Origin of the sequence: Paucibacter sp. M5-1, from assembly GCF_027498415.2 — a bacterium.
Lineage (GTDB): Bacteria > Pseudomonadota > Gammaproteobacteria > Burkholderiales > Burkholderiaceae_C > Roseateles_E.
In genome coordinates, this window is record NZ_JAPZLM020000001.1 from 170470 (window position 1) to 195587 (window position 25118).

At 66.3% G+C, this 25118-nt stretch carries 20 protein-coding genes; 8 read left to right on the forward strand and 12 right to left on the reverse strand.

The genetic code is table 11. The features are described from left to right. Together O5M90_RS00850 and O5M90_RS00855 are read right to left on the reverse strand one after the other, a co-directional pair. Positions 1-1047, reverse strand: coding sequence for an FAD:protein FMN transferase (locus O5M90_RS00850; RefSeq protein WP_440401773.1), 1047 nt, complete (start codon positions 1045-1047; stop codon positions 1-3). A gap of 10 nt (positions 1048-1057) precedes the next feature. Next, entirely contained in the window at positions 1058-1444 is a 387-nt protein-coding gene (locus O5M90_RS00855) for a c-type cytochrome (protein WP_269841790.1), read from the reverse strand. A gap of 190 nt (positions 1445-1634) precedes the next feature. Between O5M90_RS00855 and nosZ the strand changes: the two genes are divergently transcribed. The 7 genes from nosZ (at position 1635) to O5M90_RS00890 (ending at position 10417) form a co-directional block, all read left to right on the forward strand. Beyond that, a complete protein-coding gene (gene nosZ, locus O5M90_RS00860) occupies positions 1635-3560 on the forward strand; it encodes a TAT-dependent nitrous-oxide reductase (RefSeq protein ID WP_440401774.1) in 1926 nt (641 codons plus the stop codon). A gap of 62 nt (positions 3561-3622) precedes the next feature. Then, positions 3623-6241 (forward strand): NosR/NirI family protein, encoded by a 2619-nt coding sequence (locus tag O5M90_RS00865; protein ID WP_269841789.1) that lies wholly within the window; start codon positions 3623-3625, stop codon positions 6239-6241. Next, positions 6238-7530, forward strand: a complete 1293-nt coding sequence (locus tag O5M90_RS00870; RefSeq protein WP_262973476.1) for a nitrous oxide reductase family maturation protein NosD — start codon at positions 6238-6240, stop codon at positions 7528-7530. Before O5M90_RS00865 ends, O5M90_RS00870 begins: the two co-directional genes overlap by 4 nt. Next, on the forward strand, positions 7520-8464 hold the full coding sequence (locus tag O5M90_RS00875) for an ABC transporter ATP-binding protein (RefSeq protein ID WP_440402504.1): 945 nt from the start codon (positions 7520-7522) through the stop codon (positions 8462-8464). The genes O5M90_RS00870 and O5M90_RS00875 overlap by 11 nt, the downstream gene beginning before the upstream one ends. Then, positions 8461-9294 (forward strand): ABC transporter permease, encoded by an 834-nt coding sequence (locus O5M90_RS00880; protein ID WP_269841788.1) that lies wholly within the window; start codon positions 8461-8463, stop codon positions 9292-9294. The genes O5M90_RS00875 and O5M90_RS00880 overlap by 4 nt, the downstream gene beginning before the upstream one ends. Continuing rightward, positions 9291-9812: a nitrous oxide reductase accessory protein NosL gene (locus tag O5M90_RS00885; RefSeq protein WP_269841787.1), complete on the forward strand. Its 522-nt coding sequence runs from the start codon at positions 9291-9293 to the stop codon at positions 9810-9812. The genes O5M90_RS00880 and O5M90_RS00885 overlap by 4 nt, the downstream gene beginning before the upstream one ends. 5 nt (positions 9813-9817) lie before the next feature. Continuing rightward, entirely contained in the window at positions 9818-10417 is a 600-nt protein-coding gene (locus O5M90_RS00890) for a nitrous oxide reductase accessory protein NosL (protein ID WP_440401775.1), read from the forward strand. On the opposite strand, the gene O5M90_RS00895 is transcribed toward O5M90_RS00890, so the two are convergent. The 10 genes from O5M90_RS00895 to O5M90_RS00940 form a co-directional block, all read right to left on the reverse strand. Continuing rightward, positions 10418-11122, reverse strand: coding sequence for a carbonic anhydrase (locus O5M90_RS00895; protein ID WP_262973471.1), 705 nt, complete (start codon positions 11120-11122; stop codon positions 10418-10420). Between the two features lie 9 nt (positions 11123-11131). Further along, complete coding sequence (locus tag O5M90_RS00900; RefSeq protein WP_137943196.1) at positions 11132-11980, reverse strand: peptidylprolyl isomerase; 849 nt, start codon at positions 11978-11980, stop codon at positions 11132-11134. Between the two features lie 15 nt (positions 11981-11995). Beyond that, positions 11996-12712 carry a respiratory nitrate reductase subunit gamma gene (gene narI, locus O5M90_RS00905; protein WP_137943195.1) on the reverse strand — a complete coding sequence of 239 codons (717 nt, stop codon included), beginning with the start codon at positions 12710-12712 and terminating at the stop codon, positions 11996-11998. Continuing rightward, positions 12709-13392: a nitrate reductase molybdenum cofactor assembly chaperone gene (gene narJ, locus O5M90_RS00910; RefSeq protein ID WP_269841786.1), complete on the reverse strand. Its 684-nt coding sequence runs from the start codon at positions 13390-13392 to the stop codon at positions 12709-12711. The genes narI and narJ overlap by 4 nt, the downstream gene beginning before the upstream one ends. 10 nt (positions 13393-13402) lie before the next feature. Further along, entirely contained in the window at positions 13403-14935 is a 1533-nt protein-coding gene (narH, locus tag O5M90_RS00915; protein WP_269841785.1) for a nitrate reductase subunit beta, read from the reverse strand. Further along, positions 14932-18717 carry a nitrate reductase subunit alpha gene (locus tag O5M90_RS00920; RefSeq protein WP_269841784.1) on the reverse strand — a complete coding sequence of 1262 codons (3786 nt, stop codon included), beginning with the start codon at positions 18715-18717 and terminating at the stop codon, positions 14932-14934. The genes narH and O5M90_RS00920 overlap by 4 nt, the downstream gene beginning before the upstream one ends. A gap of 19 nt (positions 18718-18736) precedes the next feature. Then, positions 18737-20362, reverse strand: a complete 1626-nt coding sequence (locus O5M90_RS00925) for an MFS transporter (RefSeq protein ID WP_137943192.1) — start codon at positions 20360-20362, stop codon at positions 18737-18739. A 26-nt stretch (positions 20363-20388) separates the two neighbouring features. Continuing rightward, positions 20389-21675, reverse strand: coding sequence for an MFS transporter (locus O5M90_RS00930; protein ID WP_269841783.1), 1287 nt, complete (start codon positions 21673-21675; stop codon positions 20389-20391). 164 nt (positions 21676-21839) lie between these two features. After that, a complete protein-coding gene (locus O5M90_RS00935; RefSeq protein WP_137943190.1) occupies positions 21840-22502 on the reverse strand; it encodes a response regulator in 663 nt (220 codons plus the stop codon). Beyond that, positions 22499-24412: a type IV pili methyl-accepting chemotaxis transducer N-terminal domain-containing protein gene (locus tag O5M90_RS00940; protein ID WP_262973465.1), complete on the reverse strand. Its 1914-nt coding sequence runs from the start codon at positions 24410-24412 to the stop codon at positions 22499-22501. Before O5M90_RS00940 ends, O5M90_RS00935 begins: the two co-directional genes overlap by 4 nt. Before the next feature lie 324 nt (positions 24413-24736). On the opposite strand from O5M90_RS00940, the gene O5M90_RS00945 reads away from it, so the two are divergent. Beyond that, positions 24737-25018 (forward strand): hypothetical protein, encoded by a 282-nt coding sequence (locus O5M90_RS00945; protein WP_262973464.1) that lies wholly within the window; start codon positions 24737-24739, stop codon positions 25016-25018. Positions 25019-25118: the final 100 nt, after the last annotated feature.

Sequence of the window (25118 nt, forward strand, 5' to 3'; positions counted from 1 at the left end):
TCAAACCTGCAGCCGCCTCGCCATCCCGGCCGACATCCAGGGGGGCGCGGCGTTGCTTGCCACGATCAGCGCGTCGACCTGCGGGCGCCCGGCCAGCAATCGTGTTCTCGCCGCCAGCCCCCCCACCATCAGCGCTGTGCCCAGGCCGTTCAGATCGGCGACGCGGCGCGCCACCAGGGCCACACCACGGACACCGCTGCTGGGCTGGCCGCTGCGCGGGTCGAGGATGTGGTGGTAGCGCCGACCATCACGGACGAAACAACGCTCGTAGTCGCCCGAGGCGGCGACGACACCGTCGCTCAGCGCAATCAGGCCCAAAAGTCCTTGCGGCGCCCGCGGCGCACGCGGATCGAGCAGACCGATGCGCCAGTCGCGCCCTTGCAGTTGCCCACTGACCAGCACATCGCCACCGCCGTTGATCATGGCGCCCGCCAGCCCCCGGCTTTGCAGCACCCGCAGACCGGCCTCGAGAATCGGCAGCTTGGCAATGCCGCCCAGATCGATCCGCATACCACGTCGACGCAGATAAGCGCGGCTGCCCGATTCATCGATAAGCACGTCCCGATAATTCACCAGACTCAATTGGCGACGTATTTCATCCGCGCTTGGAATAACTGTTTGTGCTGGATCAAAACCCCATCCTGAAAATGCGCCAACGGTAATATCAAAGGCACCGTTGCTGTATTCGGAAACCTGCCGCGCCGTTTTCAGCACCTGCATCAATTCGGGCGCAACGACCACCGGCTGGAGCCCGGCGGCGAGCTGCAGCGCGCGCACGGCGTTGTCGGCCCGGTAGCGGCTCATCAGGTCGGCCTGGCGTGCCATCTCGGCCCAGGCGGCGGCCAGCGCCGCGCCGCTGCTGGCGGCGTTGCGGCCTTCAACGGTGATCTCTACCCTCGTGCCCATCAGCACGCGCGACTGCTGGACCACGCGCGGGTCGGCCAGCGCCGGACGCAGCCAGGCGGCCGTGGCCAGCAAGGGAAGGGCGCCGAGCAGGCGCCGGCGCCCGGCGTCCGGGCTGGAAGGCTCTGGTGGAAGGGGTGACATCAGCAGGCTCTCACTGCGACTGCGCCACCATGAACTGGACGGCGGCCTTGACCTCGTCGTCGCTCAGCGCGGCGGCGCCACCACGCGCCGGCATCATGCCCTTGGCCCCGGTGAAGCCCTCCAGCGCGTGCTTGTCGAGAACCGCCTGCCCTTGGGCGATGCGCGGGCCCCAATCGGCCTTGTCGCCCGGCTTGGGCGCGCCGGCCACGCCGGCGGCGTGGCACATCGCGCAGGTCTTGCCGTAAATGCTCTTGCCCAGGGCGTTGTCCGCGACGGGGGCGGGCGCTGCGGTCACGGCCGGCGCCGCTGCGGCGCTCGGTGCCGGCGCGTCCTGCTGGCCGCAGCCCATCATGAAGAAGGCCGTCGCCAGCGCCATGGTCAGGTTTTTCTTGCTCATCAGATGCTCCTTGTGTGCATGGCCCGGATTCTAGGAATGAGTAATTATTTAAGGTGCATAAATTTTGCCCTTTATGAAAATGATTGATCTGGATCAGTTAGGCGCCGGGCGGGGCCGACGAACATCCGTCTGCCCAAACACTTACAGGCCCGGTCGGCAGCGCTGGCCGACCATTTCCAGAGGACTTGCAATGACCAAACAAAACGCCTCCCATGCGGCCGCAGCGGCCGGTCTCGGCCGCCGCCGGTTCATCAACACGGCCGCGCTGGCCGGCCTGGCCGGCATCGCCGCCTGTACCGACAAGGCCACCGGCACAGCCACGCCGCCGGCCGGCAGCGCACCGGCCGGTGATGCCGGCCATGGCGCTGCCGGTGCGGTGCATCTGAAACCCGGCGAGCTCGACACTTACTACGGCCTGTGGAGCGGCGGCCATACCGGCGATATGCGGGTGCTGGGCCTGCCTTCGGGTCGCGAGATCACGCGGATTCCCTGCTTCGTGCCGGACGCACTGGTCGGCTGGGGCGTGACCAATGAATCGAAACAGGTGATGGGCACCAAGGCCGACGGCAGCCTCAAGTACACGGTGGCGGACACCCATCACACCCATGCCTCCTACAAGGACGGCAACTACGACGGGCGCTATGCCTGGATCAACGACAAGATCAACAGCCGCATTGCGCGCATTCGGCTTGATCATTTCGTCTGCGACAAGATCACCGAGCTGCCCAATGTGCAGGGCTTCCACGGCATCTTCCCGGACAAGCGCGATCCGGTCGATCCGGCGATCAACTACACGACCCGGGTGTTCTGCGGCGCCGAGTTCTCGATCCCATTGCCCAACAGCGGCAGCGAGGACACGGGCAAGTACCACTCGCTGTTCAGCTGTGTCGATGCCGAGTCGATGGAAGTGCGCTGGCAGGTGTTGATCGACGGCAACTGCGACCTGACCGCGACTTCCTACGACGGCAAGCTGGCGGCTACCAATCAGTACAACACCGAGATGGGCGCCAAGTACGAGGACATGATGTCCTCCGAGCGCGATGCCTGCCTGTTCTTCAACGTCGCCCGCATCGAGGCGGCCGTCAAGGCCGGCAAGTTCAAGACCTATGGCGACTCCAAGGTGCCGGTTGTCGACGGCACGCTGGCCGCCAACAAGGACGCCAAGAGCGCGCTGACCGCCTATGTCTCGGTGCCGAAGAACCCGCACGGCGTCAATGCCAGCCCGGACCAGAAGTATTTCATCTGCGCCGGCAAGCTCTCACCGACCGGCACCGTGATCGAGCTGGCCAAGGTGCTGGACTGGTTCGACGGCAAGCTCGAGAAACTCGATGACGCCATCGTGGCCGAGGTCGAGCTGGGCCTGGGCCCGCTGCACACCGCCTTTGATGGGCGCGGCAATGCCTACACGACCCTGTTCCTCGACAGCCAGGTTGTGAAGTGGAATGTCGAGAAGGCGATCGCCTTCCACAAGGGCGACAAGAGCGCGAAGTATGTGGTCGACCGCATCGATGTGCAGTACCAGCCCGGCCATGTCAACGCCTCGCAGTCCGAGACGATCGCGGCCGACGGCAAGTATCTGGCGGTGGGCTGCAAGTTCTCCAAGGACCGCTTCCTGCCGGTCGGTCCGCTGCATCCGGAGAACGAGCAGCTGATCGACATTTCGGGCGAGAAGATGGTCTTGCTGGCCGACCATCCGGTGCGCGGCGAGCCGCATGACTTCATCATCTTCAAGCGCGAGCTGCTGCGCCCGAAGCAGGTCTATGCGCTCGATGATTTCCCGCTGGCCATCAAGGACCCGAAAGAGTCGGGCGTGTTCCGCAACGGCAAGAAGGTCACGATCAAGATGACCTCGCAGGCGCCGGCCTTCAGTCTGCGCGAGTTCAAGCTCAAGAGGGGGGATGAGGTGACCCTGATCCTGACCAATCTGGACAAGATCGAGGATCTGACGCACGGCTTCGCCATCCCCAAGTACAACGTCAACTTCATCGTCAACCCGCTGGAGACGGCGTCCGTCACCTTCGTGGCCGACAAGCCCGGCGTGTTCTGGTGCTACTGCACCCACTTCTGCCACGCCCTGCACCTCGAGATGCGCAGCCGCATGATCGTCGAGGCCTGAGCCTGAGCGAAGCCCCGGCGCGTCTCGAACGCGCGCCGGGGCTTGGGAAGACCGATAAAACCATGCAGTTCCTCAGACAAGTTTGTGCGGCCGCCCTGGCCGCATTTTTTCTGCTGTTGCCGAGCGCACCGGCCGTCGCCGCCGGCGCCTACGAGGCCCAGCTGCCGACCGAGCTGGCGACGGCGCGCGATCTGTGCGCGCTGCTGCCTTGCGCTGAGGTGTTTCCCGGTGCGATCGCGTTCTCCGAGCGGCTCGGATCGCCGCCCTATGTTGAAGCCTATGGCGCCGGCGAGGGCGGTGGGAAGCACGGCAAGCTGCTGGGCTATGTGATGCTGTCGACCGACATCACCGACACACCGGCCTACTCGGGCAAGCCCGTCGTGACGCTGATCGGCATGGACACGCGCGGCCGCTTCGTCGGCGTCAAGGTGCTAAAGCATTCCGAGCCCATCCTGCTGCTGGGCATTCCCGAATCGGCGCTCTTGAAGTTCAATGAGCAGTACCTGGGCAAGTCGGTGGCCGACAAGCTGGAGATCGGCCAGTCGCGCCCGGACGAGGGCGTGCTGGGACTGGACGCGATCTCGGGCGCCACCGTCACGGTGATCGCGCAGAACCAGGTGATGATGGCCTCTGGTGCCGCAGTGGCGCGCCAGGTCGGCATCCTGGCGCCGACGCGGCGCGAACCGGCCCGCTATGCGCCAGCCAGGCCGGACGCCGGCTGGGCCGAGCTGGTCAAGCAGGGCAGTGTCAAGCGCCTGCAGGTGCGGCCCGAGCAGCTGGGCTTGGACAAGTCCGATGAACCCTTTATCGAGCTGTGGTTCGGTGACCTGAACCATCCCGATATCGCACGCAGCCTGCTCGGCGCGCAGGGCTATGACAATCTCCGCGCTCAATTGAAGGCCGGCGAGCATGCCGTCTTCATCATCCGCACGGCCGGCGCCGAGTCCTTCAAGGGGTCGGGCTTTGTGCGTGGGGGCCTCTACGACCGGGTGCAGGTCAAGCAGGGGGCGGACTCCTTCACCTTCCGCGATCTCGACTACCTGAACCTCTACGGCATCGCCGCTGCCGGCGCGCCGGCCTACACCGAGTCGGCCATCTTCGTGATCCGCTCGTCGGCGTTCTCGGCCGCCTACCCATGGAAACTGTCGCTGCTGGGCAACCGCATCGACCGCGCCACCGGCGCGCGCAGCTTCACCAGTTTCGACACGCCTTTGTGGCTGGCCGACGAGTTGCTCGACGGCGGCCGCCCGGCCATCGAGGAGGCGGCCGCACCCTGGGTCCAGGTGTGGAAGTCGCGCGCCGTCGAGATCGGCCTGTTCGCCGCGCTGCTGATCGCGGTGGCCGTGGTCTATGCCTTCCGGGAGACGCTGACGCGCCGCGCCACCCACAAGAACAAATGGCCGGTCAATGCCTTCAAGTACAGCGCCTGGGCCCTGAGCATCGGCTTCGTCGGCTTCGGCGCCATGGCCCAGCCCTCCATCACCCAGGTGCTGACCTGGTTCCATGCCTTGCTGTTCCAGTGGACCTGGTCGCTGTTCCTGTCCGACCCCTTCATCTTCCTGTTCTGGATCTTCATCATCCTGACCGTGTTCCTGTTCGGGCGCGGACTGTTCTGCGGCTGGCTATGCCCCTTCGGTTCGCTGTCGGAAGCGCTGTACAAGCTCGGCGGCCTGCTCGGCCTGAAGCGCTGGCAGGGTCATCTGCCGCGGGTCTGGCATGAGCGGCTGAAGTGGCTCAAGTACGCGCTCTTCTTCGGCCTGCTGGCGGTGTCGATGTTCTCGATGGGCCTGGCCGAGAGGCTGGCCGAGGTCGAGCCCTTCAAGACCACTTTTCTGGTCGGCATCACGAACCGGGCCTGGCCCTATGGCCTGTTCGTCTGCGCGCTGCTGGGGATTTCGCTGTTCATCGAGCGGCCCTACTGCAAATACATCTGCCCGCTGGGCGCGGCGCTGGCGATGCCCAGCACCTTCCGCTGGTTCGGCCTGAAGCGCAAGCAGGACTGCAACAGCTGCAAGGCCTGCGCGGTCGGCTGCGGCTCGCTGGCCATCGACGCGGACGGCCGTATCGACCACCGCGAGTGCCTGCACTGCCTGGACTGCATGGTGCTGTACACCGATGTCAAGGGCTGCCCGCCGCTGGCCAAGGAGCGCAAGCGCCGCGAGCGCGACGGGCTGGAGATCACGCCGATCGGCCGCAACGGCTACTTCATTCCCATCCATCCGGCGCCAGCCATGCCCGCCAAGGTCGCGAACGGCCCCGACCCGCGCATGCCCACCGAGGCGGTCCGGCCGCCGCACAAGGCCGACGCGCGCGGGCTGCGCTGGCTCTGGCTGGAGCTGGCCGATCATCTGTGGCCCTGGAGCGCCGAGGGCTGGCGCGCGCAACGCGGCCTGCAGATCGCCGGCGTCTCGCTGGCGCTGGCAGCCAGCCTGGTCTGGCTGCTGGCCGGCAGCGGGCGGCTGTCGCCAAGTGCAGTCATCGCCTGGTGGTTCGGCTGGAGCGTCTACGAGGTGCTGATACGCCTGTCGGGCAAGCGTTATGTGAAGGACGGCCCCTGGTGGCAGGCCCACTACCGGCGCGCCTCGTGGATGGACATGCTGAGCTATGTGGGCTTCAAGAACCTGCTGATCGGCGCCGCCCTGTTCCTCAGTCTGAAGGCCCTGGGCCTGCTGCTGCCATGAGGCAATTCCTGACCCTGCTGCTGATGCTGGCCCTGGGCTGTGCCCAGGCGGCGACGCTGCGCGTGCGTCCGGTGGACTCGCTGCAGCAGGCGATCGATGGCGCAGCGGCCGGCGATGTGCTGGAGATCGAGCCCGCCCGCCATGTCGGCAACTTCGTCATCGACAAGCCGCTGACCCTGCGCGGCAGCAATCCCGCGCGGCGGCCGACGCTCAGCGGCGCGCAGCAGGGCGACACCTTGCGCATCACGGCGCCCGATGTGTGGATCGAGAGTCTGATCGTGCGCGACTCGGGCGACAGCCTGAAGGCCCAGAACGCCGGCATCTACATCCGCCCCGGCGCGCACCGCGCCGTGGTGTTGCGCTGCGACCTGAGCTACAACCTGTTCGGCCTGTGGATCGAGAAGGCCAACGATGTGCGCATCGAGGCCAATGTGATCACCGGCAAGCGCGAGTACAACTCCGCGCAGCGCGGCAACGGCGTGCAGCTCTACAACACCCGTGGCGCCCGCATCATCGGCAACAACATCGGCTTCGTGCGCGACGCGCTCTATGTCGACGTCTCGCATCACGCGATCTTCCGCGGCAACAAGCTGCACCACAGCCGCTACGGCAGCCACTACATGAACTCCTACTTCAATCTGTGGGAGGACAACGACAGCTACTACAACCGCGGTGGCCTGGCGCTGATGGAAGTGCGCGACCAGATCGTGCGCAACAACCGCACCTGGGGCAACTCCGACCACGGCATCATGCTGCGCACCCTGCAGGACTCGGTGGTCGAGCGCAATATCGTCGCTGGCAACAATCGCGGCTTCTTCATCTACGACGTCGAATACGCGACCCTGCGTGGCAATCTGGTGGTCGACAACCGCGTCGGTGTTCATCTGGCCGCCGGCTCGACCCGCAACCAGGTTCAGGGCAACGACTTCATCGCCAACCGGGAACAGGTGCGCTATGTCGGCGCGCGCGACGAGGCCTGGGGCGCCCGGTCAGCAGAACCGGACGAAGCCGGCCAGGGCAACCACTGGAGCAACTACCTCGGTTGGGACCGGGACGGCGATGGCGCTGGCGACATTCCCTACGAGGCCAATGACATGGTGGACCGGCTCAGCTGGCGCCACCCCGGCATCAAGCTGCTGCTGGCCAGCCCGGCCGTGCAGGCCCTGCGCCTGGTCGGGCGGCAATTCCCCGTGCTGCGCGTGCCCAGCGTCGTCGACGCCGCGCCGCGCATGCATCCCCAACACAAAGACTGGAGTGCCTGGCGTGACAAGCATTACCCTGGCCCTTGATCGCCCGAGATCAGAACCGACGAACCCGGCGATCGCGCTGCGTGGTGTCAGCAAGCGCTTTGGCGCGGTCACCGCCGTCGACAGCGTCGATCTGCAGGTGCAGCGCGGCGAGCTGTTCGGCCTGATCGGCCACAACGGCGCCGGCAAGAGCACCTTGTTCAAGATGATGCTGGGCCTGATCCCGGTCAGCGCCGGCGCAATCACGGTGGCCGGAGCCGCGGTCAGCGGCCCCGACTTCCGCGCGGCGCGCCGCCAGATCGGCTACCTGCCCGAGAACCTGGTGCTCTACGACAACCTCAGCGGCCTCGAGACGCTGCGCTTCTTCGCCCGGCTCAAGGGCGCGGAGGCAGCCAGCTGCCCGGCGCTGCTGGATCGCGTGGGCCTGGGCAGCAGTGGCGCCAAGCCGGTGCGCGACTACTCCAAGGGCATGCGCCAGCGCCTGGGTTTCGCCCAGGCCCTGCTGGGCCGGCCGCAGGTGCTGTTCCTCGATGAGCCGAGCAATGGTCTGGATCCGTCGGCGATCCGCGATTTCTATGCCGCGCTGCAGGAATTGCGCGCCCAGGGCGTCACGGTGCTGATCACCTCCCACATCCTGGCCGAGCTGCAGCAACGGGTGGACCGACTGGCCATCATGGCCAACGGCCGCATCCAGGCGCTGGGCAGTGTGCAGGCCTTGCGCGAGCAGCAGGATCTGCCGCTGACGATCAGCCTGCGCATCGACCCACCGAGCCTGCCGGCATTGCGGGTGTCGCTGCAGGCGATGCCGGCCTTGCGGCTGAGTGGCAAGAGCGACGGAACGGGCGCGCTGGAGCTGCAATGCCCGCGGGCGCACAAGATGGCGGCGCTGGCCCTGCTGGCGGGCCGGGTGCTGGACCTGCAGATCCGCGAGCCCTCGCTGGAGGATCTGTTCTTCGAGCTGAGGGCTGCCGCATGAGTTTCCTGCCCGATATCGAAGGGCGCCAGGTCATGGCGCTGGCGGCCAAGGAGTTCCGCGACCGCATGCGCAACCGCTGGGTGCTGGCCGTGGCGCTGGTGTTCGCGGTGTTCTCGCTGGTGATCAGCTATTTCGGCGCTGCGGCCCAGGGTCAGCTGGGGCCCCGCTCGATCGAATTCGTGATCGCCAGCCTGGTCAGCCTGGTGATCTATCTGATCCCGTTGATCGCACTGCTGCTGGGCTTCGATGCCATCGTCGGCGAGCGCGAGCGCGGCTCGCTGGACCTGCTGCTGGCCTTGCCGATCACGCGGCTGGAGCTGCTGCTGGGCAAGTATCTGGGTCTGGCCGCGGCGCTGACCCTGTCGACCCTGGCGGGCTTCGCCCTGGTCGCGGGGCTGCTATGGCGCCAGTTCGGCTGGGCCGGCTTGTACCAGTACCTGGGCTTCATGCTCAGCTCGGTGCTGCTGGGCCTGGCCTTCCTGAGCCTGGCGCTGCTGCTGTCGGTGCTGGCGCGCGAGCGCAGCAAGGCCTCGGGTCTGGCGATCGCGCTGTGGTTCGGCTTCGTGCTGGTGTTCGACCTGCTGATTCTGGGCCTGCTGGTGGCCAGCGGCGGCGAGTGGGGCGGCCAGGCCCTGGCCTATGTACTGCTGCTGAACCCCACCGATGTGTTCCGCATCCTCAATGTGTTTTCGCTGGACCAGGTACGCAGTCTTTACGGCCTCGCCAGCATCGTGCCGCCCGCCTTGGCCAATCCCTGGCTGATGGGCGGGGCGATGCTGGCCTGGATTGCTGCGCCGCTGGCCTTGGCAAGCTGGAGATTCAAACCATGACCATCAATCGACGACATCTGATGCTGGCCGCAGTGGCCGGCCTCTCCTGGCTGGCCGGTTGCGGCGAAAAGCGCGATGGCAGCGCCATTGCGTTGGAGATCGAAGCCGGCAGCACCTGCGACCTGGACGGCATGCTGCTGGCGGACTATCCCGGACCCAAGGCTCAGATCCATTTCGCCGGCCAGGCCCAGCCCAGCTGGTACTGCGACACGGTGGAAATGTTCAATACCCTGCTGCGACCCGAGCAGGCGAGGGCCATCCGCGTGGTCTATGTGCAGGATATGGCACTGGCCGACTGGGAGCAGCCGCGCGGCCATTGGTTCGACGCCCGCAGCGGCTTCTATGTGCTGGGCAGCCGGCGGCATGGCTCGATGGGCCCGACGGCGGCGAGCTTTCTCAAGCCCTCCGACGCACAGGCCTTCGCCGCCGCCCACGGCGGCAAGGTGCTGGCCTATGCCGAGGTCAGGCCTGAGATGGTGGACCTCAGTGGCGGCGCGCTGCACGACAGCCGCATGTAGAGCCGATGCCGGGACACCGAGTTCGTAGGCCGCTGGCCTTGCTGAGCCTGTCATTGCTGCTGGGCAATCAGGGCGGTTCAGCGCCCCGGCCGGCGCTGGAGCCCGTTGCCGAGGTCTGCGTGGTTGCGCCGCCGACGCCGCACGACCCTCGTTCGGGCCTGGCGCTGCTGGCGCCGCGATCGGTGCCGGCCGAGGCGCGCTGCCCGGTCTGCGGCATGTTCCCCGCTCGCGCGCCAGACTGGGCGGCCCAGGTGGTCTTCGACAACGGCGACACCCAGTTCTTCGACTCGCCGCTGAGCCTGCTGATCTATCTGCAGGATGTGGGCCGCTACACCCGCGGCCGTCGTGCCGGCGAGATCGCCGGCAGCTATGTGCGGTCCAGCCAGGGCGGGGGCTGGCTGCTGGCTCGCGATGCCATCTATGTGCAGGGCTCGGCCGCACTGGGGCCGATGCGTGCCGGCAATCTGCCGGCCTTTGTCGACCGCGCCAGCGCACAGCGCTTTGCGGCCGAGCAGGGCGGAGCGCTGCTGACCATGGCGCAGATCACGCCGCAGTTGCTGGCGCGGCTGGATGCGCGCCGCGCCGTCCATCGGCATGGAGGCTGATCAGCGCTCGCTGCGCTGCGGTGCCCAGGCCGGATCGATCTCATTGAAGAATGCGCCCTGTTCGGCGTCAGCATAGGGGCCGGTGCCGCTGTGCAGCGCGCGCGAGGCCGGCACGAAGCCGCCGGCATTGACGTCGAACACATGGACCTCGCCGGCCTCGATCACATAGTGCCAGCCATGCAGAGCCAGCTCGCGGCGCTCGACCCGGGCGCGCACCATCGGGTAGTCCATCAGCCGCTCCAGCTGCAGCACAACCGAGCGTTCCTCGGTGCGGCGCAGCGCCTCGTCGGACAGCTGCACCGGCAAGACGGCCTCGCGACCCAGCTCCAGCCAGGCGCGCAGATTGGGCGCCTCGGCCGGCACCTCGCCGTAGAGCGCGCGGATGCCGCCGCAATGGCTGTGGCCGCAGACGATGATGTGCTGCACGTTCAGGGCCAGCACGGCGTACTCGATGGCGGCGGCCGTGCCATGGAGCCCCTGGGAGCCGTCATAGGGCGGCACGAAGGCGCCGACATTGCGCACCAGGAAGAGCTCGCCCGGCCCCGAGCCGGTCAGCATATGGGGCACCAGGCGCGAATCCGAGCAGCCGATGAACAGGGTGCTCGGATGCTGGCCCTGCTCGACCAGGTCCTTGAAGCGGGCCTGGTACTGCGGGAAGAAGTCGGTATTGAAACGCCGCAGCCGCGACAGCAGGTCGTCGGGCATGGTCGGTGGCTACTGCAGCAAGGGCGAGTCGGCGCCCTCGAGGGCCAGGCCGTCGATGCGGGCCGCACCGGCCAGCAGGTTCAGGTACTGGCGCAGGGCTGTCACATAGGCCTGCTGGCGCAGGGTCTGGGCAATTGCGGCCTGCACGGCCTCGAAACCCTGGCGCAGGCCCGGCTCGCGGGCCTCGACCCGCACGATATGGAAGCCGAAGCGGGTGCTGACCAGGCGCGGCAGCACACCGATATGCGCGCTGGCCTCGTCCTGCGCGAACAGGGCGGCGCCGAACTCGGGCGCGCAATCGTCGCGCGTCAGCCAGCCCAGCTCGCCGCCCTCGGCGCCGCTGGGGCAGTTCGAGAACTCGGCGGCCGCCTGCGCGAAGGCCTCGGCATCGACACAGCGCAGCGAGACCAGCAGCCCCTCCGCGCGCTGGCGCAACGCGGCAATGTCCATGCCTTCGGTGACGGCGAACAGGATGTGCCGCGCATGGACCCGCTCACCGATCGCGAAGCGCGCGACATGGGCCTCGAAGAAGCGCCGGCAGGCGGCCTCGTCGGGCTCGGGCAGGCGCAGCTCGCGCTCCAGCAACTGCTCGATCGCCGCCGATGCGGCCTCGCTGAGCAGGCCGTCCAGTGCCGGCACATCGCCCACGGCCAGCAGGCCGGCGCGCTGCGCGGCCTGGCGCAGCAGCTCGCTATAGGCCCGCTGGCGCAGGTCTTCCTGCGCGACGAGTTCGGCGTCGGCGTGCAGGGGCACGCCGTTGATCATCGCGGTCGGCGACGTGGTGGCGGTGGATCCTGTGTTCTTGCCGCCACCGCAGCCGCAACTGCCGCTCCCACATCCTTGTTGCTGTGTGCTCATCTTTTTCTCCTGTGCTCAGTGCTGCTGCTTGTGGCCCGGCGGCAGATTGAGGCGGCGGCTGCGCACCATCTGATAGGGGCGGATCAAATAGGCCAGCGTGCCGAAACCGCTCCAGACATGAACCAGGCGGGTGAAGGGGAAGACCAGGAACACCGTCATGCCCAGGAACATATGCAGCTTGAAGACCCAGGAGGCCCCGGCCAGCAGCTCGACAGCGCCACCGCGGAAGGTGACGATGCGCTGCGCCCATTCGGCCAGCGCCATCATCATGCCGCCGTCCAGGTGCTGGGCCGACAGCGGGATCGTGGCCAGGCCCAGCAGCAGCTGCAGCCACAGCAGGGCCAGCAGCGCGATGTCGCTGGGCTTGCTGTTGCGGCGGATGCGCGCATCCGTCAGGCGGCGGTGCAGCAGCAGACTCAGGCCGATGAAGCCGAGCAGGCCGGCGACGCCGCCGACGATCATTGCCATCAGCTGCTTGGCGCCGGCGCTCATCAAGGGCTCGTAGAGGAAGTGCGGCGTCAGCATGCCGACGGTGTGGCCGAAGAACAGCACCAGGATGCCGACATGGAAGAGATTGCTGCCCCAGCGAAGCGAGCCGGTGCGCAGCAGCTGCGAGGAATCGCTCTTCCAGCTGTACTGGTCGCGGTCGAAGCGCAAGAGGCTGCCGAGCAGGAAGACGGCCAGGCAGATATAGGGGTAGAGGCCGAATAGTGCAAAGTCGAGCGAGTTCATGGACGCACTCCTGGGTTCATGGTGGTCTTCTTGACGATATGGATGGGCTGCGGCGTGCCGGGGCGGCTCTGGCCCTTGCTGCTGCAACCATCGAAGGCGGGTGGCTCGACCCAGGCCTCGTCGAGCGCTTCGTCGGCCGTGATCTGCACCGCCTGCGGCGTCTCGCCGGCCAGCTCCAGCACCGCGCCGATCGCGGCCGCGTAGGGGTTCTCGTGCTTGATCAGGCCGCTGTGGATGGTGTTCAGGATATGGGCCATCTCGCCGAGAAAGGCGCGGGCGGTGGCCGGCGGCTGGGTCGAGGCGAACTCCAGCACCACCGGCAGGTAGTCGGGTAGTTCGCTGGCATCGAAGAACATGCCGCCCGCTTCATAGGTTTGTGCCAGGTCGACCAGGGCCGGCCCACGGTCGCGTGAGTCGCCATGCACATGCTCGAACATATGCAGGCTGGTGGCGCGGCCGCGGTCGAAGCTGTCGACATAGCGGCCCTCGACGGCATAGGCATCGCCTTGCTGCAACGTGCTCATCAGCGCCTTCAGTTCCTGCAGGCGCTCGGCGCTCAGCGCCGCTTCGTCGCGTAGCACCGCATGCAACTCGGGCAGGGCCGAGCGCATCTCGGCCTGCGGGTAGTCCAGCAGGCGCGCGAGCACGCGGCAGGAGCGGGACATCGGGGTGTTGTTCATGTCGGCGTCCTCACAGCGTGGCCTTGATCGGAATCGTGCGTTTCTTGTCGCCACCGAACAGGCTGACATTGCTCTCGCCCTCCGAGCAGCCGTTGCCGAAGCTGAAGCCGCAGCCACCGCGCAGGTCGTAGGCGTTCTCGGCGTACTCGCGGTGGGTGGTGGGGATCACGAAACGGTCCTCATAGTTGGCGATGGCCATGGTCTGGTACATGTCCTCGACCTCGTGCTTCAGCAGGCCCACCTGGTCCAGCACGGCCTTGTTCTCGATGCCGTCCACATGCTTGCCGCGCTGGTAGGCGCGCATCGCCAGCATGCGTTTCAGCGCCCGCTCGACCGGTGCCACATCGCCGGCGGTCAGCAGATTGGCCAGGTACTGCACGGGGATGCGCAGCTGCTTGACGTCTGGGATGTCGCCATTGATGCCGCTGCCCGGAATCTGGCCGGCATTGGCCGCGGCACTGATCGGCGAGAGCGGCGGCACATACCAGACCATGGGCAGGGTGCGGTACTCGGGGTGCAGGGGCAGGGCGACCTTCCAGTCGACGGCCATCTTGTAGACCGGGCTCTTCCTGGCCGATTCCAGCCAAGCCTCGGGAATGCCGTCCTTGCGCGCCTGGGCCTGCACGGCCGGGTCATGCGGGTCGAGGAAGATGTCGAGCTGGGCGCGGTAGAGGTCCTTGTCGTCCTTGACGCTGGCGGCTTCCTGGATGCGGTCGGCGTCATACAGCAGCACGCCCAGATAGCGGATGCGACCGACACAGGTTTCCGAGCAGACGGTGGGCTGGCCGGCCTCGATGCGCGGGTAGCAGAAGATGCACTTCTCGGCCTTGCCACTCTGCCAGTTGTAGTAGATCTTCTTGTACGGGCAACCGGAGACGCACATACGCCAGCCGCGGCACTTGTCCTGATCGATCAGCACGATGCCGTCCTCCTCGCGCTTGTAGATCGAGCCCGAGGGACAGGAGGCCACGCAGGCCGGGTTCAGGCAGTGCTCGCACAGCCGGGGCAGATACATCATGAAGGTGTTCTCGAACTGGCCGTAGATGTCCCTCTGCACCTGCTCGAAGTTGATGTCCTTGCTGCGCTTGGCGAACTCGCCGCCGAGGATTTCCTCCCAGTTGGGCCCCCACTCGATCTTCTGCATGCGCTGGCCGGTGATCAGGCTGCGCGGGCGGGCCGTCGGCGGCGCCTTGCTCTTGGGGGCCGACTGCAGATGGTCGTAGTCGAAGCTGAAGGGCTCGTAGTAGTCGTCGATCTGCGGCAGGTTCGGGTTGGCGAAGATGCGCATCAGCAGCTTCCACTTGCCGCCCTGGCGCGGTTCGATCTGGCCATTGGGCTTGCGGATCCAGCCACCGTTCCAGCGGGCCTGGTTCTCCCATTCCTTCGGGTAGCCGATGCCAGGCTTGGACTCCACATTGTTGAACCAGGCGTACTCCATGCCGGGCCGGTTGGTCCAGACGTTCTTGCAGGTGACCGAGCAGGTGTGGCAGCCGATGCACTTGTCCAGGTTCAGCACCATGCCGATTTGGGCGCGTATCTTCATGCGTGTTCTCCTTCGGTGGCGGCGACCTCGTCGTCCATCCAGTCGATCTTGGACATCTTGCGCACCAGCACGAACTCGTCGCGGTTGGTGCCTATGGTCCCGTAGTAGTTGAAGCCGTAGCTCAGCTGGGCGTAGCCGCCGATCATGTGGGTGGGCTTGGTGACGATGCGGGTCACCGAGTTGTGGATGCCGCCGCGCGTGCCGGTGATCTCGGAGCCCGGCGTGTTGATGATCTTTTCCTGCGAGTGGTACATCATCACCATGCCGTTCTTGACGCGCTGGCTGACCACCGCGCGGGCCGCGATCGCGCCGTTGGCGTTGAACAGTTCGACCCAGTCGTTGTCGACGATGCCGGCGCTCTTCGCGTCGTCCTCGCTGAGCCAGATCACCGAGCCGCCACGGTTGAGCGTCAGCATCATGATGTTGTCGCTATAGGTCGAGTGGATGCCCCATTTCTGGTGCGGCGTGATGAAGTTGAGCGCGATCTCCTTGTTGCCGTTGGGCTTGATGCCCTGCACCTCCACCAGGGTCTTCAGGTCGACCGGCGGGCGATAGCTCGTGAAGCCTTCGCCGAAGGCCTGCATCCAGGGGTGGTCCTGGTAGAACTGCTGGCGGCCCGTCAGCGTGCGCCATGGGATCAGCTCATGCACATTCGTGTAGCCGGCGTTGTAGCTGACCTTCTCGCTCTCCAGGCCCGACCAGGTGGGCGAGGAGATGATCTTGCGCGGTTGCGCCTGGATGTCGCGGAAGCGGATCTTCTCGTCCTCGCGGTGCAGGGCCAGGTGGGTGTGGTCACGGCCGGTCTGCTTGCCCAGCGCCTCCCAGGCCTTGACGGCCACATGGCCGTTGGTCTCGGGCGCCAGCGACAGCACCACCTCGGTGGCATCGATATCGGTCTCTATCCTGGGCATGCCCTGAGTCACACCCTCGTCGCGCACCCGGCCGTTCAGGTCCCCCAGCTGCTCGACCTCGGTCTTGGTGTCCCAACCGATGCCCTTGCCGCCGTTGCCGGCCTTGTTCATCAGCGGACCGAGTGCGGTGAAGCGCTTGTAGAGATTCGGGTAGTCGCGCTCGACCACGGCGATCTGCGGCGCGGTCTTGCCCGGGATCAGCTCGCACTGACCCTTCTTCCATTCGGACACGCCGAAGGGCTGGGCCAGCTCGGCCGGACTGTCATGCATCAGCGGGGTCAGCACCAGCTCCCTTTCGACGCCGAGGTGACCGACGCAGAGCTCGCTGAATTTCTTCGCAAAGCCCTTGTAGATCTCCCAGTCGCTGCGGGCCTGCCAGGCCGGGTCCACCGCGGTGCTGAGCGGGTGGATGAAGGGGTGCATGTCCGAGGTGTTCAGGTCGTTCTTCTCGTACCAGGTGGCGGTCGGCAGCACGATGTCCGAATAGAGGCAGGTCGTGCTCATGCGGAAGTCCAGCGTCACCAGCAGGTCCAGCTTGCCCTCCGGCGCCTTGGCGTGCCACTCGACCTCCTGCGGCTTGGCATCGTCCTGGCCGAGGTCCTTGCCCTGCACGCCATTGGTCGTGCCCAGCAGATGCTTGAGGAAGTATTCGTGGCCCTTGCCCGAGGAGCCGAGGATGTTGGAGCGCCAGACGAACATATTGCGCGGCCAGTTGGCCTCGTGGTCGGGGTCCTCGCAACTCATGCGCAAGGACCCATCCTTGAGCCCCTTGACCGCATAGTCCTTGGCATCCATGCCGGCGATCTGGGCGTCCTTGACGATCTGGATCGGGTTGACCTGCATCTGCGGCGCGCTGGGCAGCCAGCCCATGCGTTCGGCGCGCACGTTGTAGTCGATCAGGCTGCCGCCGTACTGGGCCTTGTCGGCGAGCGGGGACAGCACCTCGGAGACGTCGAGCTTCTCGTAGCGCCACTGGTCGGTGTGGGCGTAGAAGAAGCTGGTGCTGTTCATTTGGCGCGGCGGGCGTATCCAGTCCAGCGCAAAGGCCAGCGCGGTCCAGCCGGTCTGCGGGCGCAGTTTTTCCTGACCGACGTAATGGGCCCAGCCGCCCCCGCTCTGGCCGATGCAGCCGCACATCATCAGCATATTGATGATGCCGCGGTAGTTCATATCGCAGTGGTACCAGTGGTTCATCGCCGCGCCGATGATGACCATCGATTTGCCGCGGGTCTTGTCGGCGGTGTCGGCGAACTCGCGAGCCACCTGGGTGATCAGCTCGCGCTTGACCCCGGTGATGCTCTCGGCCCAGGCCGGGGTGTAGGGCAGGTTGTCGTCGTAGCTGGTGGGCGTGTTGTCGCCAAAGCCCCGGTTGATGCCGTACTGCGCCACCTGCAGGTCGAACACCGTGGCCACCAGGGCTTCGCCGGCGTCCTCATGCTTGCCCAGCTTCAGGCGCACGACCGGCACCTGGCGCGAGAGCACGTCCTGCTGCTTGTTGGCGGTGAACTGCGGCGATTCGACGCCGCCGAAGTAGGGGAAGCCGACCTCGGCCACCTCATGGGCCTGGGCGCCGTCCTCCAGCACCGAGAGCTTCAATCGCACATCGCCATCGTTGCGCGCTTCCTTGCTTTCCAGATTCCATTTGCCCAGATCCGGCCGCTCGCCGGCACCCCAACGGAAGCCGATCGAGCCATTCGGCAGCACCACCTTGCCGAGCGCGTCGAAGGCCAGGGTTTTCCACTCGGGGTTGTTGTCCTGACCCAGCTTGCCGCCGAAGTCGCTGGCGCGCAGATAGCGCTCGGGCACCAGCAACTCGCGGCCGTCGGCCGTGGTCTGCTTCTTCATCTTCACCAGCAGCGGCAGGTCGGTGTAGCGCCGCGCGTAGTCATCGAAGTAGCTCGACCGCTTGTCGAAGTAGAACTCCTTCAGGATCACATGGCCCATCGCCATCGCGATCGCCGCGTCCGTGCCCTGCTTGGGGTGCAGCCAGATATCGGCCAGCTTGGAGATCTCGGCATAGTCCGGCGTGATTGCCACCGTCTTCGCGCCCTTGTAGCGCACCTCGGTGAAGAAGTGTGCGTCCGGCGTGCGCGTCTGCGGTACGTTGGAGCCCCAGGCGATGATGTAGTTGCTGTTGTACCAGTCGGCGCTCTCGGGCACGTCGGTCTGCTCGCCCCAGATCTGCGGGCTGGCCGGCGGCAGGTCGCAGTACCAGTCGTAGAAGCTCATGCAGACGCCGCCCATCAGGCTCAGGTAGCGGCTGCCGGCGGCATAGGAAATCATCGACATCGCCGGGATCGGCGAGAAACCGATCACGCGGTCGGGGCCGTGCTTCTTGATGGTGTAGATGTTGGCGCTGGCGATGATCTCGTTGACCTCGTCCCAGCTCGAGCGGACGAAGCCGCCCAGCCCGCGGTCCTGCTGCCACTCGCGTCGCTGGGCCTGGTTCTCGACCAGGTTCTTCCAGGCATCGACCGGGGTGCGCGCTACATTGCGCGCGGCGCGCCAGTGCTTCAGCAGCGAGCCCCGCACCATCGGGTACTTGACCCGGTTGGCGCTGTACAGATACCAGCTGTAGCTCGCACCGCGGGCGCAGCCGCGTGGCTCATGGTTGGGCAGGTCCGGGCGGGTGCGCGGGTAGTCGGTCTGCTGGGTTTCCCAGGTGACGATGCCACCCTTCACATAGATCTTCCACGAGCAGGAGCCGGTGCAGTTGGTGCCATGGGTGGAGCGCACGATCTTGTCGTGGGCCCAGCGGTTGCGATAGGCGTCTTCCCAGGTCCGGTCTTCGCCGGTGCTGCGGCCGTGGCCGTCGGCGAAGTCCTCCTTGGCCGAGGCGAAGTAGTTGAGGCGGTCGAGAAAGTGACTCATGGTCTTGTTCCTTGGAGCTTCAGGGGTTCTTCACGTACGCATTCGCACGCAGATAGAACCACCAGTTCAGGATCAGGCAGGCCGCGTAGAACACGGCGAAACCGTAGAAGGCGTACTGCGGGGTGCCGGCCTTGATCTGCTGGCCGATCAGCACCGGGGCGATGAAGGCGCCGTAGGCGGCCACCGCCGAGGTCCAGCCCAGCACCGGGCCGGCCTGCTGGCGATCGAAGATGAAGCCGACGCTGCGGAAGGTCGAGCCGTTGCCGATGCCGCTGGCGGCGAACAGCAGGATGAACAGACCCATGAACATCGGGAAATGCTGCTCCGGCGTGGCCGAGCCATAGGCCTGCAGCATCACGTAGCCGACCGCCGCCGAGGCGAACACCATGAGGGCCGAGATGATCTGGGTGACGATGGAGCCGCCCACCTTGTCCGAGATCCAGCCGCCGACGGGCCGCACCGCGGCGCCGACGAAGGGGCCTATCCATGCATAGGTCAGCGCCGAGGGGGCGTTCGGGTTCTTCAGCGTGTGCTGCATCACGCCGGCCGCATCGGGGGCATGGATGAAGCCGAAGATCACCGTGATCGCCAGCGGCAGGGCCATCGAGAAGCCGATGAAGCTGCCGAAGGTCACGACGTACAGCGCCGTCATCGCCCAGGTGTGCTTATTCTTGAAGATCTCGAACTGCTTGGCGACGTTCTCCTTCATCGTGCCGAAGGCGGCCAGCTTCATCACCAGCAGCGCGGCGAGGATGTCCAGCGGGATCGCCACCCACATATTCAGCAGACCCAGTCCGGTGGGCGCCGGCAGGTAGAGATAGAGCATCCCGACGGAGGGGATGAAGGCCAGCGAGTACAGATAGGTGATCTTGGCGAAGGCGAGCAGGGGGTGGCCGGCGGCCGGGGTCACCGTCTTCAGGTTGTTCATGCCGAGCCAGCACAGCAGGGACAGCGGCACCAGGGACAGCACCCAGGCGAAGCCGGCGTTCTGTATCCAGGTGGGCGTGCCGGCGGCGATCTTGCCGAAGATCCAACCGCTGTCCTTCAGCAGCGACTTCGAGTCACCACCCAGCGCACCGAACAGCCCGACGGTCATCACCAGCGGGATCACGATCTGCATGGTCGTGACGCCGAAATTGCCCAGGCCGGCGTTCAGCCCCAGCGCCGTGCCCTGCAGGCGCTTCGGGAAGAAGGTCGAGATATTCGACATCGACGAGGCGAAGTTGCCGCCACCGACACCCGACCACAGCGCCATCAGCTGGAACACCCACAGCGGCCACTCGGGGTGCTGCAGCGCCACGCCGGTGCCGATGGCCGGGGCCAAGAGCATCGCGGTGGTCAGGAAGATGGTGTTGCGCCCGCCGGCCATGCGTATCAGGAAACTGGCCGGGATGCGCATTGTGGCCCCCGAGATGCCGGCGATGGCCGTCAGCGTGAACAGCTCGGCCTGGCTGAAGGGAAAGCCCAGGTTCAGCATCTGCACGGTGATGATGCCCCACATACCCCAGACCGCGAAGCCGCAGAGCAGGGCGGGGATGGAGATCCAGAGATTGCGGTAGGCGATCTTCTTGCCGGTCTTGTTCCAGAACTGTTCGTCCTCGGGGCGCCAGTCCGCGATGTCGGCGCTGCTGCTTTTGTTGCTCATGGTTCTTTTCCGTTGTGCGCTGGGGGTCAGCGCGGGAAGGAGCGGCTGAAGGGCGCGTCGGGCGCCTGCTTGCCCATGACCTCGGTCTTGCGCACCTCGGTCCAGTACATCCAGATCAGCGAGACCCAGACCACGCCGTACATCAGCATGAAGGCGCTGGAGCGGATGCCGGTCAGGTCCATCAGCGCGCCGAACATGATGGGCAGCACGAAGCCACCGAGGCCGCCGGCCAGGCCGACGATGCCGCTGATGGCGCCGATGTTCTGGCCGTAGTCGTCGCTGATGTACTTGAACACGCTGGCCTTGCCGAAGGCCCAGGCGATGCCCAGGATGAACATCAGCGCGGTGAATACATAGACGTTCAGGCCGATGCTGAAGGTCCGGGCGCCGTTGATCGTCTGCACGGTGAACTCGGTCTGCGGGTAGGACAGCAGGAACAGGCAGATCCAGCTGACCCACATGACCCACCAGGTGACGTTGTGGGCGCCATGCCGGTCGCTGAGCCAGCCGCCGATCGCGCGCAGCACACCGCCGGGCAGCGAGAAGCAGGCCGCCAGCAGCGCGGCGACACGGATGTCCAGGCCGTACTCGCCGACGTAGTACTGCACCATCCACAGCGAGAGCGCCACATAGCCGCCGAACACGATGCTGTAGTACTGGCAGTACTTCAGCACCCTGGGGTCCTTCAAGGCCTTCAGCTGGCTGGCGAAGCTGGCCTTGCTGCTAACCAGATGCTGCTCATCCGAGTGGCTGAAGAACCAGAACAGGATGGCCGTGCCGAGCAGCACCGCCGCATAGACATGGGGCACCATGGTCCAGCCGAAGGCCACGACCAGGGCCGGGGCGACGAACTTGTTGACCGCCGCGCCCGAGTTGCCGGCGCCGAACACGCCCATCGCGAAGCCCTGGCGATTCTTCGGGAACCAGCGCGCCACATAGGGCGTGCCGACCGAGAAGCTGCCGCCGGCCAGGCCGACGAACAGGCCGATGGTCAGGAAATGCCAGTAGGCCGTCGCATAGGCCATCAACCAGATCGGGATCACGCAGGCCAGCATCAGGCTGAAGAAGACGATGCGGCCGCCGAACTTGTCGGTCCAGATGCCCAGCGGCACCCGCACCAGCGAGCCGCTGAGCACCGGCATCGCGGTCAGCAGGCCGAACTCGGTGGCGTTCAGCCCGAGCTGCTTCTTGATCGGGATGCCGATCACGCCGAACATCATCCAGACCATGAAGCAGACCGTGAAGGCCAGGGTGCTGACCACCAGCACCGAGAGCGCACGGCCGCCTGGGTTCGAGGGACTTGCTGCAGACATGGAGGAGCTCCTCGTTTTCATGTCTGCCACTGTCGATCTTCGGCCCCGGGCTGAACATCCTTCAGGGGGCGATGGATGTCAGTGCATCGGAACTAGGGCGCTGCAGCGAGCCTCGTTCGAAAGAACTATGCGGCGCCCTGGCTTGATCTGGCGCAAGCCGGATCTCAGCCGCCCAGGCCCTGTTCGCTGCCCCAGACCGCCGCCTGCACCCGCGAGCTCAGCTTGAGCTTGCGCAGGATGTGCTGCACATGGATCTTCACCGTGGTCTCTGCGATGCCCAGCGTGCGGGCCATTTCCTTGTTGCTGGCGCCGCGGGTCAGCTCTTTGAGGATGTCCAGCTCGCGCGGGGACAGCTCGCCCGCCGGCGGCGGCTTGGGTGCACTCGCGCTCGCGGCGCCGCTGTTGCGCAGCGCGTTTAGCAGCTTGTGTGTCATCTCCGGGCTGACCACCGACTCGCCCCGCATCGTGCGACTCAGCGCGGCGGCCAGGTCTTCCCCGTCGATGGTCTTCAGCAGATAGCCCTGCGCGCCGTTACGCAGCGCCGCGCTGAGATCGTCCTCGTCCTCGCTGACGGTCAGCATCAGCACACGCGAGCGCGGCGCCACCTCGCGCAGCGCCGGCAGCAGGCTCACGCCACTGACGCCGGGCATATGGTTGTCCAGCAGGATCAGATCGGGCTGCAGGGCCTGAGCGCAGCGCAGGGCCTCGCCGGCATCCGCCGCCTCGCCCAGCACCTCGATACCTTCCTCCTGGCGCAGCAGCGCGATCAGGCCGCGACGGAACAGCGTGTGGTCGTCGACGACAAGAATGGTGATGGCCGGGCTCATGAGTGCAGGGCGGTCTGAAGGGTTTCGGGGGCGGCTTGCAGCGAGGTCTGCTGGGGCAGCGTCAGGCGCACCAGTGTGCCGCCCTCGGGCAGGCGGGCAATGCGCAGCTGCGCACCGATGCGCTGGGCCCGCTCGCGCATGATCTGCAGGCCGACATGGGTCTGCTCGCTGCCGGCATCGGGCAGCTCGATGCCGCGGCCGTTGTCGCGGATCTCGAAGCTCCAGCGTGGCAGCTGCTCGACGCTGAGGCTGACATGGTCGGCCTCGGCATGCTTGCGCACGTTCGACAGGGCCTCCTGGATGATGTGCAGCACCTGCACCTGATGGTCGGGCGGCAAGGGCAGGCCGTCGCCCTGCAGGCTCAGATGGGTGCCGAGGCCGCTCTGGCGCTCGAATTTGGCCAGCGTGCTGCGCAGTGCGTGTTCGATGTCCTCGTGGCCGGGCCGGGTGCGGAAGTGCACCAGCAGCTCGCGCACATTGGCATAGCATTCCTTCACCCCGGTGTCGATCTCGTTGACGCTGCGCTCCACCTCGGCGAGACGCTGCCTGGCCAGCGCGCCGCGCAGCAGCTGGACCTGGATCTTCAGAAATGCGAGCACCTGGGCGATCGAGTCATGCAGCTCCTGGGCCAGCAGATTGCGTTCCTCGGAGACGGCCATTTCACGGTCGCGCGCCGCCAGCCGCACATTGTCGACCTGGATTGCGAACTGCCCCACCAGCGCATCGAGCAGCAGGCGCTCGGCCTCGCCGAGGCGGCGCTCGCCATAGAAGAAAAGTTCGACCTCGCCGACCATGCGCGTGCCGGCCCGCATAGGCACCGAGATCACGGTCTGGTAACCGGCCGCCTCGCAATGCCCCAGCTTCGGGGCCCCGATGCTCTGAATCGGTATCACGCGGGCGCCGCTCGCCTCGGGCATGGCGCTGCCGCAGGCGCATTCGCCCTTGCGCAGGCAGCGCTCGGCGTCGATCATCGCCTGCGGCAGGCAGGTCTGGCCCATCAGCAGCCAGCGCTGCTCGTCCTGCGCGGCCAGCCGCACCGCGCAGGCATCGGCGCGCGCGATGCGCGCAACCTTGACGGCAAAGGACTGGGCCATTGTTTCCAGGCTGGCATCGGCCTGGCCGGCCATCAGTGCCACATCGTAGAGAGCCTCCAGTCGCTCGTTCTGCTGGGCCAGATGGGCGGTCTTGTCCCTGACCTTGTCTTCGAGCCCCTGATGGGACTCCGCCAGCGCACCCGCCATCTGGTTGAAGCCCTCGGCCAGGCTGGTGAATTCGACCACCGAGCTCTTCTCGTCGACCCGCACACTGAGCTGGCCCGCTGCCATCTGCCGCAAGCCCTCGCGCAGGCGCTGCAATGGCTGGATGATCCAGACATAGGTGCCGGAGACGAACACCACCGAGGCGGCCACCACCAGCACCACCAGGCTGAAGCACAGGCCGCCGAGGATGGCGGTGCGGGCCGCGATGGTCTGCTCGATGGTGCCAACCAGGCCATCGATCGTAGCGACGAAGGCGTCGACCTGCGGTTTCAGACCTTGACCGTCGGCGGTGGTCAAAAGTGCGTGGCGCAAGGCCGGCCATTGCTGCTCGACGGCGGCCAGCTTCTGCAGACACTCTTGTGTACTCGGTACAAACAGAGGCCGCAACGGATCGCCGGTACGAAGTCGCTGCGCCATGGCCTCGAACTCGCGCAAGTCGTTCTGCAGACTCGCCGGCCCTGGTTCGGCCGCTGACAGCGCCATCCGATAGCTCAGCATCCGCATGCGGCCCGCTTCATTGATGGCACCCGCGCCACCTTCGAGCTGCCAGGACACCCAGAGCGTGAACGCGATGGACGCCAAGGCCACCACCAGGAAGCTGGTCTGTATCAGTGCCAGCTTGCCGACCAGGCTGCGTAGAAGACGGTGCATCTATGCAGCGTAGTAGCAACTTGTTCTGGCATTCTTGATGTGGGTCAAGTGGAGCTGGCGCGATTGCCGTATCGCCGGCCCGGGAGCACTCAAACCCGCAGACTTGTTGCCTCAGCGCGAGGAAGCCTGCTAGAGAGTGTTGTGCTGCTGGCCGACCGTGCAGGTAGGAAGGCGCAGACCTTCGATCCACCAGAGCTGGTCGAACAAACTGTTGCGCGCGGGGCCGGCTCGCGCCGGCGTGCTTCATCACGGCGTCACCGGGCCTGAGCACACTGGCGTCCACCGAAGCAGCTTGTGACCGACTTCCCTTGATCCGAGATTCCGATGAGAACGCCTGAAGAAACGCACCCGACGCATCTGTGGTCCACGCTGGCATCGACCCTGGAGCTTGCGGGCTTTGAGCCCAGCGACTTTGAGATGTCGGAGGGGCGCCCGGACGAACTCCGTCATGTCGGGCTGCCCGACCAGCTGCTGACGGTGCGCCGCCGCTCTATCGGTCATCGCCAGCCCTATGCAGTGGCGCCGGGTTGCCCCTGGCTGTTCACCGCGTTTGACGATCTGACGGCCGGACGTTTCGGGCGGCCCTCCTGGAAGACCTTGAGCTGAATCGACATTGCGGTCTTGTTGCGTGCGCAGACGGACTTCTTCTCCATTGCGCTGGTGCGGCTGGGAGGGGGCTGGTCATGGCTGATGAAAGCTCTCTGAA

Coding starts and splice junctions, on each gene's coding strand:
- nosZ (WP_440401774.1), top strand. CDS start 1,635: ATGACCAAACAAAACGCCTCCCATGCGGCCGCAGCGGCCGGTCTCGGC.
- narI (WP_137943195.1), bottom strand. CDS start 12,712: ATGAACTCGCTCGACTTTGCACTATTCGGCCTCTACCCCTATATCTGC.
- O5M90_RS00945 (WP_262973464.1), top strand. CDS start 24,737: ATGAGAACGCCTGAAGAAACGCACCCGACGCATCTGTGGTCCACGCTG.
- O5M90_RS00855 (WP_269841790.1), bottom strand. CDS start 1,444: ATGAGCAAGAAAAACCTGACCATGGCGCTGGCGACGGCCTTCTTCATG.
- O5M90_RS00930 (WP_269841783.1), bottom strand. CDS start 21,675: ATGTCTGCAGCAAGTCCCTCGAACCCAGGCGGCCGTGCGCTCTCGGTG.
- narJ (WP_269841786.1), bottom strand. CDS start 13,392: ATGAACAACACCCCGATGTCCCGCTCCTGCCGCGTGCTCGCGCGCCTG.
- O5M90_RS00900 (WP_137943196.1), bottom strand. CDS start 11,980: ATGAGCACACAGCAACAAGGATGTGGGAGCGGCAGTTGCGGCTGCGGT.
- O5M90_RS00890 (WP_440401775.1), top strand. CDS start 9,818: ATGCCGGGACACCGAGTTCGTAGGCCGCTGGCCTTGCTGAGCCTGTCA.
- O5M90_RS00870 (WP_262973476.1), top strand. CDS start 6,238: ATGAGGCAATTCCTGACCCTGCTGCTGATGCTGGCCCTGGGCTGTGCC.
- narH (WP_269841785.1), bottom strand. CDS start 14,935: ATGAAGATACGCGCCCAAATCGGCATGGTGCTGAACCTGGACAAGTGC.
- O5M90_RS00880 (WP_269841788.1), top strand. CDS start 8,461: ATGAGTTTCCTGCCCGATATCGAAGGGCGCCAGGTCATGGCGCTGGCG.
- O5M90_RS00850 (WP_440401773.1), bottom strand. CDS start 1,047: ATGTCACCCCTTCCACCAGAGCCTTCCAGCCCGGACGCCGGGCGCCGG.
- O5M90_RS00940 (WP_262973465.1), bottom strand. CDS start 24,412: ATGCACCGTCTTCTACGCAGCCTGGTCGGCAAGCTGGCACTGATACAG.
- O5M90_RS00895 (WP_262973471.1), bottom strand. CDS start 11,122: ATGCCCGACGACCTGCTGTCGCGGCTGCGGCGTTTCAATACCGACTTC.
- O5M90_RS00925 (WP_137943192.1), bottom strand. CDS start 20,362: ATGAGCAACAAAAGCAGCAGCGCCGACATCGCGGACTGGCGCCCCGAG.
- O5M90_RS00865 (WP_269841789.1), top strand. CDS start 3,623: ATGCAGTTCCTCAGACAAGTTTGTGCGGCCGCCCTGGCCGCATTTTTT.
- O5M90_RS00935 (WP_137943190.1), bottom strand. CDS start 22,502: ATGAGCCCGGCCATCACCATTCTTGTCGTCGACGACCACACGCTGTTC.
- O5M90_RS00920 (WP_269841784.1), bottom strand. CDS start 18,717: ATGAGTCACTTTCTCGACCGCCTCAACTACTTCGCCTCGGCCAAGGAG.
- O5M90_RS00885 (WP_269841787.1), top strand. CDS start 9,291: ATGACCATCAATCGACGACATCTGATGCTGGCCGCAGTGGCCGGCCTC.